This is a genomic window from Hydrogenobaculum sp. Y04AAS1, from assembly GCF_000020785.1.
GTDB lineage: Bacteria > Aquificota > Aquificia > Aquificales > Aquificaceae > Hydrogenobaculum.
In genome coordinates this window covers 76,175-88,944 of record NC_011126.1, presented here as the reverse complement: position 1 = coordinate 88,944, position 12,770 = coordinate 76,175, and the positions used below count along the sequence as shown (strand labels likewise).

Genomic DNA, 12,770 nt, shown 5'->3' with positions numbered 1-12,770 from the left:
TTTTCAAGCACAAAATAGTAGAAAAAAGAAGGAAAGTTTTAACAGTTAGTTAGCCTATGATTTGATAATTCTAGTAATTTGTTTTTACCAAACTCCACAGCCCTTAAAATATCTTCAAGATTCTCTTCTATATGAAAATTCACCGAAGAAAGTACGCTCTCTATCAAAACTGGTATATCAAGAAATCCAATTTTCCCTTCTAAAAAAAGCTCTACAGCTTTATCATCAGCTCCTAAAAGCACAGATACATAAGGGTTTCCCATAGAGGCTACCCATTCACAAACATCGATAGCCCTAAACAAATCCCTTTTAGGCTTTTCAAAAGTAAGACAAGAAATAGATGTTAAATCTAACCTATTGAAGGTATAATTTACCATCTCTGGATAAAAAATAGCGTTTTGAATAGGAAGCCTCATATCTGGAAGCGACATATTTGCTATAAAAGAGCCGTTTTCAAGTTCAACTATGGCATGCACTATACTTTGAGGATGTATCAATATCTTTATGCGTTCAAGTGGTATATTAAACAATACACTGGCTTCTACAAGTTCAAATCCTTTGTTCATAAGTGTTGCAGAGTCTATGGTTATCTTTGGACCCATCTTCCAATTTGGGTGTTTAAGAGCCTCTTCTTTGCTTACAGTTTTTAGCTGTTCTTTGGAATACCCTCTGAAAGGACCACCTGAAGCTGTTATATAAAGGTTTTTCACAGTTTTGTGGCTTTTAAGAAGCTCAAAAGCGGCATTGTGTTCGCTGTCTACCGGTATCACTAGCTCAATATTTTCTCTTATTAGGTTTGGCATACAAAGGATTGATTCCTTGTTGGAAGCAAGAAGTATTTTTTTAGCTTTTAGTATGCTGTAAGTGGCTTTTATGCCAGAGGTCCCAGATATAGCGTTTAAAATCCTATCGGAGTTTTCTATAATAGCCTGAAGTCCCTCTTCTTCGTTAAGGTATGTAGAATATTTTGAAACCTCATCAATCCAGTCTTTTGTAGGGGTTTCTACACTAAAAACAAACTTAGGTCTAAACTCTTTAACCTCTTCTAAAAGCCCTTTGGATGATCGATATGCACCTATACCTATAAGCTCTATCTTATCTTTGTTTGATCTAACAATATCAAGGGCATTTTTCCCAATAGTCCCCGTAGAACCAAGTACACCAAGCCTTGTCATATCAAACTTAGTATTATAAAAAAGCTATTTATCATTTGTATAAGATTTAATACCATACTAAAAGCGTGTAAACGAAGGAATGCGTGATAATCTGTATGTTTTAAAAAAGAGGCCTCTGGCAATATAAAAACAAGAAAAGCTATGAAAATAACTATATTTAATATCAAAAAAGCGAAGTTTTTTCTGAATGTTGGCTTTTCACTTAAAAACAAAATAAAAAAACTCATAAGAAATATAAAAAGTCCAATACCAAAATACATTGGAAATATTTTTGCCACCACATCACCAGCCAACATGGTAGAAAGCGTATCAAAAAGAGTGGGGGCCACATCAAAGCTAAAAAACAAACTAACACCAAACCATGTGCTTATCATGAAAAGAACTATGTTGGTCATAACAAAGAAAGAATATCCTTGTATATGTTGTTTATATTTTCAAAGTTTACGGGCTTTTCCAATAAAAAAATACTGTTTTGTATATCAAGGACATTAATCCTATCCAAATCGGAATCTTTTATAAAAACCTTTGCCCCATACAAAGAAGCTGTTCTTTCATAGTAAGGTTCATTTTTTATATAAGATATAAAGCATTTTATATTGTTTAAGTTTAAAAGCGTCCAAAGGTATATAAGCTCTCTTAACTTATGCTGTCCTACCATTACAAGATAAATCATTCAAGCACTATACCCTTTTGATAAACTTTCCATCTTGGAGGAGGTAGCGTTGTAGAACATCCCAGTGAGCTTGTATCGTATATCTTAAAAGCTTTTGGTTCTTCTTTATCAGCCACAAACACAAAAATAGTATTGCTTGGCATAAGGGTAAGAGTTTGTTTCCAATTCTTTATCTCGTTGGCAATATCTAAAAGACAGTTTTTTATTTGATCTTTTGAAAGCTCTTCTTTTGTTTTTGATTTTGTATCTTCTATAATCCAATTATCACCAGAGATTTTTTGCACAATATTTAAAAAATCTTCATCTTTTAAAAGCCCATAAAACCTCACTTATATCACCTCTGTAAATGTCTCTTTGTTTTCTACAGTATCTATAGTGGGGTCTGGCATTTTACCAGTAAGCATATCTATAAGCTCACAGACAGATATTATACCTTGCTTTTTCAACTTATATCCGTTGGCACCGCTTATAAAAATACCTTCTTCTACATTGCCAAGACAAGCAGCTCCAAGCCTATCGGCTATACAAAAACCTACTTTTTTAGCCTCCTCTCCATGCTTACAAGGGGCCACGCAATCAGAAACGCATCCTTTCCAGCCGTTGTATCCGTTTAAAAGCTTTTCCACAAAAGGCGTTTTTATAACCCTCAAAGGATATCCCACCGGCGATTTTAGAAGCATTATATCCTTTTCTTCAGCGTTTAAAAGAAGCTCCTTGTATACAAGCGGTGCATCGCTTTCTTTTGTAACTGCAAACCTGGTGGCCATCTGAACACCGACAGCACCTCTTTGAATGTAGGTTTTTATATCTTTGTAATCCCAAACACCACCTGCCACTATAAGAGGTATATTACCCCATTCTTGAGCCTCTTTGTAAACCTCATCAAACAAATTTTCAAGTTGAAATTCCGGCTTAAAACAATCTTCATACTTAAAACCTTGATGACCACCAGACATGGGACCTTCCAAAACGACAGCATCTGGTAACCTGTTATAGCGCTTTTTCCATGTTTTGGCTATAAGGTTTAAAGCCCTAGCAGAAGATACTATAGGCACCAAAGCCGTATCATACCCCTCTGTATACTCTGGCAACTTCAAAGGAAGTCCTGCTCCAGATATGATTAAATCAGCTCCAAACTTGGCAGCTTCGTTTGCTACCCTACCGTAATCGTTTATAGCAGATAGTATATTTACACCTATGGCGCCTTTGCCACCGGCTATTTCTCTGGCTTTTTGAATAATGAGCCTCAAAGCCTCGCCGTTGTGAGCATTTTCAGTGCCTATCGGTCTTCCAAACTTATCTTTTTTAACAAGTTCTAAAAATCTATAACCTGTACCCACTGAGGATACAACACCTACAGCACCGCAGGATGCAACAGCCCCTGCCAATTTTTCCCAAGAAATACCTACGCCCATACCCCCTTGTATAATAGGTATCTCCACCTCTATATGCCTTATTCTAAGTGGTGGTAATTTCATAAAAACCTCTCACTATTGGATATACATAAAATATAAAAACAATTCTCAAATTTGCAAAGCTTCAATGTCTGAAATGCCTCATATGGGTAAATATCATAAACATGTTATGCTCATTTACAGCCTCTATAACTTCTTTGTCTCTTATAGAACCACCAGGTTGTATTGTACCAGATATTCCTTCTTCAGCAGCTATATCTATGCTATCTCTAAACGGGAAAAAAGCGTCTGAGGCCACTACGGCGCCTTTTAAATCATGGGAAAAGTTTTTTGCTTTTCTTATAGCGCTTCTAAGAGAATCTACCCTCGACACCTGACCAGCGCCTATACCTATGGTTTGATTGTTTTTAGCTATCACTATAGCATTTGATTTTGTCCATTTTGCCACTTTCCAAGCAAATATAGCATCCTCTAACTCTTGCTCAGTAGGTCTTCTCAATGAAACTATCTCTATAGACTCATAAAGCTTATCATCTATGTCCTGCACTAAAAACCCGCCAGATATACTCCTTAGATCAATATTCTGATTGTAGTTTTTATACCTTACTAACCTTAAATTCTTCTTTTTGGAAAACTCTTCAACAGCTTCTTCGGTAAACTCAGGAGCTATAACTATCTCATAAAAATGCTCTGTAATAGCCTTAGCAACGTCTTTATCTACAACCTTGTTAAAAGCTACGATACCACCAAACGCCGCCTCAGGATCACATTGAAAAGCTTTTTTGTAAGCTTCCAGAATATTGTTGTCTGTGGTTATACCGCTTGGATTGTTGTGTTTTACGATAGCACAGCAAGGATTAGAAAACTCTGACATGAGCTTTACAACAGAATCGGCATCAAGATAGTTGTTGTAAGACATCTTTTTACCTTGAAGCACATCAGCTCTTACAATACCATTTTCTTCCAACGGATTTTCATATAGGTAAGCTTGCTGATGTGGATTTTCACCGTATCTCAATTCATCTCTCAAAAACATAGGTACAGTATGATGCTTAAAATCTTTTTCTGAAAAGCCAAATACTTTGGAAAAATAACTAGCTATAACAGCATCATAGTAAGATGTTAACCAAAAAGCTTTCAAAGCTAAGTATTTTCTGTCTTGCTGAGATACAGCATTCATTTTGAGCTTTTCTATAAACCATCCGTAATCTTCGATATCTGTAAGTACACTAACTCGTTTGTGATTTTTAGCAGCGGCTCTTACAAGAGTAGGACCCCCTATGTCTATAAACTCCACAAGAGCATCTATATCTTTTAGCTCTTTCATCTTCTTTTCAAAAGGATACAAGTTCACCACTACGATATCAATAGGTTCTATAGAGTTTTCTTTTATTTCTTCTAAATCTTTTTCTACGTCTTCTCTAAACAAAATACCACCGTGTATAGCGGGATGAAGCGTCTTAACTCTACCACCTAAAATCTCTCTAAAACCTGTTACCTCAGATACCTCTATGGCATCAACACCAGCATTTTTTAGATAAGTGTATGTCCCACCACTGGATAGAATCTCATACCCTTGGTTCAAAAGCTCCTTAGCCAGTTCTAAAATACCGGTTTTATCGTATACAGATATAAGTGCTCTCATTTAATCCTCTAAGGTAGATACATCGCCTATATCAAGCCCAAGCTCTTTGGCTTTTAGTACTCTTCTCATAATCTTTCCACTTCTTGTCTTTGGTAATTTATCTACAAACTCTATCTCTTCTGGATAGGCTATAGCCCCAAGCACGTGTTTTACATGCTCTTGAATGCTTTTTTTAAGCTCTTCAGAAGGATTATAATCTTGTTTTAGTATTACAAAAGCCTTTATACGTTCACCCTTTATGGGATCAGGTTTACCTATAACAGCAGCTTCAGCCACAGCTTCATGATCAACTATAGCGCTTTCTACTTCCATAGTGCCTATACGATGACCAGCCACAGAAAGTACATCGTCGGCCCTACCTACTATCATAATATCACCTTCTTCATCTATAGACCCTAAGTCATCAGCGTTGTAAACGTTGCCTGGTATTTCAGTCCAATATTTTTTATAACGTTCAGGTTGCCCCCAACAATTTCTCATCATAGAAGGCCAAGGATTTTTTATAACCACATAGCCTACCGTGTTAGGTGGGACAGGGTTTCCGTTTTTATCTACTATAGCAACTTCAATACCTGGAAGCGGTTTACCGGCTTTACCTGGTTTCATAGGGTTGCCAGGCAAAGTAGTTATCATGTGAGTTCCAGTCTCTGTTTGCCACCAAGTATCTACTATGGCGCAATTTTTATGTCCTATATGCTCGTAGTACCAGTGCCAAGCTTCAGGATTTATAGGTTCGCCCACAGAACCAAGGATTTTAAGAGAAGATAGATCATGAGCTTCTGGCCATTGCTCTCCGTATTTCATAAAAAGTCTAACAGCTGTTGGAGCAGTATAAAACTTGTTTACTCTGTATTTTTCTACTATCTTCCACCAAGTGGATGGATCTTTATAGTCTGGAGCGCCCTCAAATATAACGCTTGTAACACCTACAGACAACGGCCCATAAACTATGTAAGAATGCCCTGTTATCCAGCCTATATCAGCAGTACACCAGTATATATCGTTTGGCTTTAGGGCAAATACGTTTTTTGTGGTAAAATGCACATTTACCATGTATCCACCGGTGGTATGTATCACACCTTTAGGCTTACCGGTGGTACCAGAAGTATAGAGTATAAAAAGTGGATCTTCAGAATCCATATGTTCTGGTTCACATTCTGGTTTTTGGCTTTTAACAATATCGTAAAAGCCGAGCACTCCCTCTGGAAGACCAGCGTTATCTCTATCCCAACATATTACATGTTTGATTGAATCAAGGCCTTTTATAGCTTCTAAAGCAGTAGGCAAAAGCTCTACTTTTTTACCACGCCTTTTTGTGTATGTGGCAGTTATTATAGCGCTTGCCCCTGCATCCTCTACCCTCGTTCTTAAAGCGCCTTCACTAAACCCGGCAAACACTACTTGATGTATAAGCCCAATACGAGCGCAAGCCAGCATGCTTGCCACAGCTTCTACCGTGTTTGGCATGTATATAGAAACTCTATCGCCTTTTTTAAGGCCTAAGCTTTTCAAAGCATTTGCAAGTCTATTTACAAGCTCAAGAAGCTCCCCGTAGGTAATTTTTTTCTCTTCTAAATCTTCGTTTACTCCTATATAAGCTACTTTGTTTCTAAGGCCTTCTTCTATATGCCTATCAAGACAGTTGTAAGAGGCGTTTAATTTACCATCTAAAAACCATTTGGCGTATGGAAAGTTCCATTCTAAAACCTTTGAAAATGGTTTAAACCATGTAATATCTTGTGCTGCTTCTGCCCAAAAAGCATCTGGATTTTCTATTGATTTTTTGTAAATAGACTCATAATCCTTTATATGAGCCTCCTCCAATATGCGAGATGGTGGGTTTATCTTCTCCTCCACTTTTAAAAGCACTTCATCGTTCATAGTTATATACCTCCAGCTTTTGATTAAAATTATTATACCATATCAATAGCTCTTTTATGGGACGCTATAAAATAAAAATAAACTTCTTTTACAGCGTGCATCTTAAGGGTTCTCGCTATTTGAGTAGCAGTAGCTCCTGTAGTTAATATATCATCAAAGACTAAAACTTTTTTACCTTCTAAATTAAATACAAATTCTTTTCTTATCTTAAAAGCCTTAGAAACAATGTGTTCTCTTTGATTTTTATCCATGCTAAGAGATAGAGGTTTAGCATGTCTTCTACGTTTCAAAATAGATATGTATTGAGCGTTTAAAGCTTTTAATAAGATATCGTTCTGGTCATAGCCCCTTTGCCAAAATCTAAAGAAAGAAACTGGCACATAGGTAACAATATCAGGGTTTATAGATTTTACAAAAGCAAAAAAATCATCTTTCACAATATCACCTATTATTTTTGCAAACAAAGAGGCTTTCTTAAATTTTAAGGCGATTATCATTTCTTTTAAAGCTTTATCGTAGCTACTAAAAATCCTATAGGAATCTATGTAAGGAAGAGTTTCTTTTTCAAAAAGCATAGGTTTTATAGATGCTATACAATCATCGCAAACATAACCCTGAAGCGTCGGCTTAAAATAGTTGTTACAACTAAGACAAACGTTGTCTGGTATGTAAAGTTTGTCAAAAATCTTAGCTATTTGGCTCTTTATCCGTAGGTATTTTGATAAGTACATGCTCTATCTTTTTACCATCCATTTTATCCACTATAAACTTAAAACCTTTGTATTCAAACTCATCGCCTTCTTTTGGAATTTTCCCCATGTTTGCCATTATAAAACCGCTCAACGTATCGTAATCGTAGTTCTCAGAGAGTTCAAAACCAACGGTAGCGGCGACTTCTTCTATGGAGGCAGAACCTTCCACTATATAAACATCTGAAGACATCTTGGTAAACTCATTTTCATCTTCCCACTCCTGAGGTAAATCTCCTGCCAACCATTCAAGCAAATCATGTTTCGTAATGAGTCCAGATATGGCACCGTGCTCATCTACCACCATCATTATTTGACTTGAAGATTTTTTCATCTCTTGAAGTAGATTTTTTATACTCATAACCTCTGGTATAAATTCAATAGGTCTTAAAAAAATCTCTAACGTATCGTCTTTATGCTGATAAACTGGCGTAAGGTCTTTTATATGTATATAGCCAACCACATTGTCTTTTGTATCTTTGTATATAGGTATCCTACTATGTTCATGCTCTAATATATCGTTTATAACTTCCTTTACAGTTTGGGTTGCTTCTAACATAAATATATCAAGCCTTGGAGTCATTATTTCTCTTACTATAGTTTCTCTCATCTGAGATACTTTTTGTATCATCTGAGTTTCTTCTTCTGAAAATTCCTGAGCGTTTGCTGGACTTTGCATTATATAAACTATATGCTCTAAAGAAAACTTCTTTTCCAAGCTTATATTTTCAACACCAAAAAGTTTTAATATCTTTTTTACAGGTGCTACAAAAATGTAAGTAAAAGGCTTTGTGGCTACAAGATATGGATAAAATATGATCGCGTAAAACTTTAAAAGCCTATCTTTCAAGAAAAGAGCAATATTTTTAGGTATAGTTTCACCAATTAAAAATATCAATATACTGATAAATATGCCAGATAAAAATACCCATCTTTTGCCTACCAGGTTTATTACAAAACTAGAGCTCACTGAAGATATTAAAACATTTACAAACTCGTTCCCAATGAGCATTGACACTAAAAGAGCTTGCGGGTCTTTAAATATTCTATCTATAAGTTTTTTATAAAACTTTTTATCCTTTTCTTCTAATATATTAGAAGCACCAAAAAACACAACCTCCGAAGAGGCAAAAAAACCAGATAAAAATATGAGAAAAAGTATTAAAAGGCTATAAAGCAATATACTATTCATAGGAATACTGTTTGCAATCCAGAGAATAGCTATTTAAAAGTGTCTTTGTAAACTCATGTTTTGGGCTTTTAAAAATATCTTCTTTATCCCTTATTTCCACTATTTTTCCATTGTACATAACCCCAATTTTATCACAAATTTTCTGTGCAAATTTTATATCGTGTGTGATTAGAAAAAGTGTTTTACTTTCTTTAATTTTCAAAAAAAGCGACGCAGCAATGGATTTATGAATAGCATCCAAAGAAGATGTAGGTTCATCGGCTATTATAAGCTCTGGATTTGTTATGAAAGCTCTTGCTATCGCTACCCTTTGGCGCTCTCCCCCTGATAAATCTCTTATCTTCTTATTAAAAAGCTCCTCTTTTAAACCAAGCGCCAAAATATCATTTATTATATTTTTCATATCAAAAGCCAAAGACATTATACGAAGTGGTTCTAATATGGCATCTAAAACACCGAACCTAGGGTTTATGGAAGACATTGGATCTTGGGGTATAAAAGAGACATGTCTTGGATAATCTTTTATAGTGTATATATCTTCGCCTTTAAAATATATATTCCCAAAATCTGGTTTTATAAACCTAAGTATACACTTTCCTAAGGTTGATTTGCCAGAGCCAGAAGGACCTATTATACAAAAAGATTGATTTTTTGTTACTTCAACATTTATGTTACTTAATATATAATGTTTTTTGTCAAAAGATTTGTAAAGATTTTCTATTTTAAGTGTATTCATATCTTAGAAAGGCACCGCAAGGATGCGGTGCAAAAAATCTTGGGAGGGGGAGGGAGGGAGTATCTAAACTCACCTTCGCTTTTTAACTTCATCTTAAAAATTTACATAAATAAATATAAACCAAATTTACAAATATGTCAATATGAAATTAAGCATATAAAGATATCACAAAAATTATGAAAAATAAATGAAGTTTTTACAGATGACATATAGATTAATAAGAACAGCCCGCCTTAAGCGGGCTAGTTTGAGAAATTATCTTTTTCCTTCGTAGGGTTTGAAGCCGTAGAATTCAAATACCTTTAGAGCGGCTGGTGTCCTTAAGAAGTGCAACCAATCTTTAGCTGCTTGTGGATGTGGAGCTCCTTTAACCTCAGCAGCAGCGTATATAGCCGTGTAATTGCATTTTGCTGGTATTGGCACAGCTTCAAGAGGATTGTGGTATTGTTTCATTTGAGCTTCTACTTCAGAGTGCCATACAACACCGGCATCAGCTATATGTTCCATAATTGCAAGTGGGGTTTGTCTGTGGTGTATTTCTGTCAATATAGCCTTACCGTGTGGACCAAATATGGCATCTTTTAACTTCTTACCACCACATTTTTCAAGGGCGTCTTCTATTCTTCTTGCTATACCTTCAAACTTTGGATTTGGCATGATTACTTTCACATCTTTTCTTGCTAAGTCTTGGAGGCTATGTATATGCTTTGGATTGCCTTTGTAGACTTCTATAGCAAGTGTGTTTGTAACGTATGGGGTAAATGTAGAAGCTTCGCAAAAACCATCTTTTATACATTTTTTCACGCCAAAAGCACCGCCAGCAAATATATCTGGTTTGGCAGTGAAAGTCATATCACCCAAAGTAAATGTATCGTGGTAATGCTCTATAGTTTGCAAAAGCTTACCTGGAGGTATTGTTATTATAAATACCTTGCCTTTGTATTGAGGATATTCTTTTTCAAAAGCATTTACAAGCTTGGTAGCTGCAAAATAATAGTTACCGCCTACATACACTACCAAACCATCTTTGTTGGCAGCGTTTAAATCGCCGTGAAAGTCCACAACATTATCCACTGGGGGTATTGTAAAATCAAAACCCTTGTAAACAGCTGGATCATTGGCGCTGTGAACATCTGGGCTAACAACTGGTTTTCTGCTCCATGGTGGTGTGTGCGGTGGCATTTCATAAGGGTTTAAATCTGTGGTTGCAAAAGCTGCGGCGCCTAACGCCATTACACTTAAAGCTAGTAAAGCTTTTTTCATGCTTCTAACCTCCTAAAATTTATTTTGGAAAATCTGCCGTGTTTATATAATGGAAACCTCTCATTTGAAGCTCTGGTATTGTAGCTACCACGCCTGGGGTTACTATAGCTTGTGGTATGATATGGTTTGTAAGATCTGCAGAGAGTTCGTCGTGGGTAAGTTTATGAGGATTTATTCCAGCTTTTAAAAGTGCACCTGCCATTTCCCAGGTTTGATTGTGGCAAGCCAAAAATACAGCGCCTCTTTCTATAAGAGCTTCTACGCTGTTATCAGCTGGTGAGAAAGCACCAGACTCATCTGTAGGGCTATCTTTTTCAAGCATACCAGGTTTCATTTTAAGCCATACATTTTTCTTTAACTTTCCTTTTGTCAAAGGTGTTATATACGTTTCCCATACATAATCATCGTATATAGCAAAGTGTGCATTACCATGAGTTGCGCTTACACAAAGGAAATCTGGATTTTTATAAGACCATATTTGAGCATTCATAGCATTTCTCATAACGTTTAGCCAAGCGCTGTGTATATCGTAATTGTCCCATACTTGTTTTGGACCACCTTTATAGTTGAATACTTCGTCCAAAGCTTCCCAGTCCCATTGATTTTTGTCTGTTAAAACCATCGGTAGAGACTTGAAATTTCTTCTTCTTGGTGCTTTTGCAAGCCTTTCTGCCAGCTCTTTTAGTGTCCTAGCACCTTTTGGTATCAAAGCGCCCACTTCCTCAGCCTTGGCAGCCGTTGGGTTTAAGGCTGAAGCTACCATTCCTGCTCCTAAGCCTAGTATGGCTCCTTTTAACACATTTCTTCTACTTTGATCCATAACGTTTCCTCCTTTTTAGAAAGTTATCTTATAGTTTAACCCTCATAGTAAATATTATATTATAGTTTTTTCTTAAAAGTCAATAAGATATAGTTATATATTTATAAAGTTTTCAAGATTTTAAAAGCCAAAAAACAAAATATAAATAAAAAACGATATTATAAGAAGGACCAATATACTAAAAAAAGCTACCACTGGGCTTATGAAAGACATCACAAAAAACAAAATAGGCCCTAAGCCAGAAGAAAGCCCATATATAGAGCTTATCCTAATCCCTACGTTATCATCGTTAAATTTAAGCACAGTTATAGCTTTAAAAAATGTCCAAAAAACACCAGTAGCCATACCCCCAGCAACGGCAAGAATTACTCCGTAAAAAAATGGATAATCTACACGCATGAAAAACCTCCATATAGCAAGTAGATATACCATAAACCACAAAAATACCGTTATATAAAAGCCGGTATTTTCTTTTTTCCAAAAAACACCAAGCACAAAAGAAGAACCTATGGCAAATAAAAGCCCTATAAACATAAGGATATAAACTTCCTTGTTTGGCAATAAAAGATAGGTTTTAAGATACATAGTCATAGAGTTATTGAAAAATTGAGGGGCTATACTCAAAAAAAGTAAAGAAATTGTATATTTTAAAAAAATATTGTCCTTAAAAACACTTAGTTTTTGAGCTTTTAATAAAACATTTTTATTAGAATATTTGTAAAACAAAAAAGCGCAGGTTATATAAACAAAGATACCGACGCTTATAAGCATCCTCTTGTCTTTTATAAAAAACATTGATACAACAGCCAAAAAATAACCCAAATATCCTAAAATGCTACTAAAAGAAGATGATATTTTTGTGTCTTTGGTTTCTAATATCGATATCTGATAAAACAAAAGCCCTTGCATGTGAACGACTGTAAAAAGCATAAAAAACAAACCAAACAAATATTTATCTTCTACCAAAAGCCCAAAACTTACAAAAAATGTAATACTAGAAAAAAGAAAGAGCTTATTTAGGACTCTTAGGGGTTTTCTTAATAAAAAAATATTTATAAAAACACCGATTAGGTTTGAAACACCTATTACAAAAGCGTATGTGTATATACTTACACCAAACTGATAAAACAAAATTGGGAAAAGCACAAGCCCAAAGCCGTTGGCAAGGAAAGACTCGCCAAACTCGTATAGGGCAAAAAGCTTTGTGTTATCCACCAAAAT

At 35.5% G+C, this 12,770-nt stretch carries 13 protein-coding genes; all 13 read right to left on the bottom strand.

Annotated features, from left to right (window positions below):
* Positions 1-38 precede the first annotated feature (38 nt).
* Complete coding sequence (dxr, locus tag HY04AAS1_RS00490; protein WP_012513144.1) at positions 39-1,175, bottom strand: 1-deoxy-D-xylulose-5-phosphate reductoisomerase; 1,137 nt, start codon at positions 1,173-1,175, stop codon at positions 39-41.
* Positions 1,172-1,570, bottom strand: coding sequence for a DUF4149 domain-containing protein (locus HY04AAS1_RS00485; protein ID WP_012513143.1), 399 nt, complete (start codon positions 1,568-1,570; stop codon positions 1,172-1,174). The genes dxr and HY04AAS1_RS00485 overlap by 4 nt, the downstream gene beginning before the upstream one ends.
* Positions 1,567-1,848: a hypothetical protein gene (locus HY04AAS1_RS00480; RefSeq protein WP_012513142.1), complete on the bottom strand. Its 282-nt coding sequence runs from the start codon at positions 1,846-1,848 to the stop codon at positions 1,567-1,569. Before HY04AAS1_RS00480 ends, HY04AAS1_RS00485 begins: the two co-directional genes overlap by 4 nt.
* Positions 1,845-2,177 carry a hypothetical protein gene (locus tag HY04AAS1_RS00475; protein ID WP_012513141.1) on the bottom strand — a complete coding sequence of 111 codons (333 nt, stop codon included), beginning with the start codon at positions 2,175-2,177 and terminating at the stop codon, positions 1,845-1,847. The genes HY04AAS1_RS00480 and HY04AAS1_RS00475 overlap by 4 nt, the downstream gene beginning before the upstream one ends.
* A complete protein-coding gene (locus tag HY04AAS1_RS00470; protein ID WP_012513140.1) occupies positions 2,178-3,326 on the bottom strand; it encodes a nitronate monooxygenase family protein in 1,149 nt (382 codons plus the stop codon).
* A gap of 61 nt (positions 3,327-3,387) precedes the next feature.
* Positions 3,388-4,908 (bottom strand): bifunctional phosphoribosylaminoimidazolecarboxamide formyltransferase/IMP cyclohydrolase, encoded by a 1,521-nt coding sequence (purH, locus tag HY04AAS1_RS00465; protein WP_012513139.1) that lies wholly within the window; start codon positions 4,906-4,908, stop codon positions 3,388-3,390.
* The gene (gene acs / locus HY04AAS1_RS00460) at positions 4,909-6,789 is read right to left on the bottom strand and encodes an acetate--CoA ligase (protein ID WP_012513138.1); all 1,881 of its coding nucleotides are present in this window, start codon (positions 6,787-6,789) and stop codon (positions 4,909-4,911) included.
* A gap of 32 nt (positions 6,790-6,821) precedes the next feature.
* The gene (locus tag HY04AAS1_RS00455; RefSeq protein ID WP_012513137.1) at positions 6,822-7,520 is read right to left on the bottom strand and encodes a ComF family protein; all 699 of its coding nucleotides are present in this window, start codon (positions 7,518-7,520) and stop codon (positions 6,822-6,824) included.
* Positions 7,477-8,730, bottom strand: coding sequence for a hemolysin family protein (locus HY04AAS1_RS00450; protein WP_012513136.1), 1,254 nt, complete (start codon positions 8,728-8,730; stop codon positions 7,477-7,479). The genes HY04AAS1_RS00455 and HY04AAS1_RS00450 overlap by 44 nt, the downstream gene beginning before the upstream one ends.
* Complete coding sequence (locus HY04AAS1_RS00445; protein ID WP_012513135.1) at positions 8,723-9,466, bottom strand: ABC transporter ATP-binding protein; 744 nt, start codon at positions 9,464-9,466, stop codon at positions 8,723-8,725. Before HY04AAS1_RS00445 ends, HY04AAS1_RS00450 begins: the two co-directional genes overlap by 8 nt.
* Before the next feature lie 255 nt (positions 9,467-9,721).
* Positions 9,722-10,729, bottom strand: a complete 1,008-nt coding sequence (locus tag HY04AAS1_RS00440; RefSeq protein WP_012513134.1) for a substrate-binding domain-containing protein — start codon at positions 10,727-10,729, stop codon at positions 9,722-9,724.
* A 19-nt stretch (positions 10,730-10,748) separates the two neighbouring features.
* The gene (locus HY04AAS1_RS00435) at positions 10,749-11,549 is read right to left on the bottom strand and encodes a transcriptional initiation protein Tat (protein WP_012513133.1); all 801 of its coding nucleotides are present in this window, start codon (positions 11,547-11,549) and stop codon (positions 10,749-10,751) included.
* A gap of 120 nt (positions 11,550-11,669) precedes the next feature.
* On the bottom strand, positions 11,670-12,764 hold the full coding sequence (locus tag HY04AAS1_RS00430) for a hypothetical protein (protein WP_012513132.1): 1,095 nt from the start codon (positions 12,762-12,764) through the stop codon (positions 11,670-11,672).
* Positions 12,765-12,770 lie beyond the last annotated feature (6 nt).

Bases quoted from the DNA above. Each gene is read 5' to 3' on its own strand.
- HY04AAS1_RS00485 (WP_012513143.1), bottom strand. From the start codon at position 1,570: ATGACCAACATAGTTCTTTTCATGATAAGCACATGGTTTGGTGTTAGT.
- HY04AAS1_RS00455 (WP_012513137.1), bottom strand. From the start codon at position 7,520: ATGTACTTATCAAAATACCTACGGATAAAGAGCCAAATAGCTAAGATT.
- HY04AAS1_RS00440 (WP_012513134.1), bottom strand. From the start codon at position 10,729: ATGAAAAAAGCTTTACTAGCTTTAAGTGTAATGGCGTTAGGCGCCGCA.
- HY04AAS1_RS00435 (WP_012513133.1), bottom strand. From the start codon at position 11,549: ATGGATCAAAGTAGAAGAAATGTGTTAAAAGGAGCCATACTAGGCTTA.
- dxr (WP_012513144.1), bottom strand. From the start codon at position 1,175: ATGACAAGGCTTGGTGTACTTGGTTCTACGGGGACTATTGGGAAAAAT.
- HY04AAS1_RS00445 (WP_012513135.1), bottom strand. From the start codon at position 9,466: ATGAATACACTTAAAATAGAAAATCTTTACAAATCTTTTGACAAAAAA.
- HY04AAS1_RS00480 (WP_012513142.1), bottom strand. From the start codon at position 1,848: ATGATTTATCTTGTAATGGTAGGACAGCATAAGTTAAGAGAGCTTATA.
- purH (WP_012513139.1), bottom strand. From the start codon at position 4,908: ATGAGAGCACTTATATCTGTATACGATAAAACCGGTATTTTAGAACTG.
- HY04AAS1_RS00470 (WP_012513140.1), bottom strand. From the start codon at position 3,326: ATGAAATTACCACCACTTAGAATAAGGCATATAGAGGTGGAGATACCT.
- acs (WP_012513138.1), bottom strand. From the start codon at position 6,789: ATGAACGATGAAGTGCTTTTAAAAGTGGAGGAGAAGATAAACCCACCA.
- HY04AAS1_RS00450 (WP_012513136.1), bottom strand. From the start codon at position 8,730: ATGAATAGTATATTGCTTTATAGCCTTTTAATACTTTTTCTCATATTT.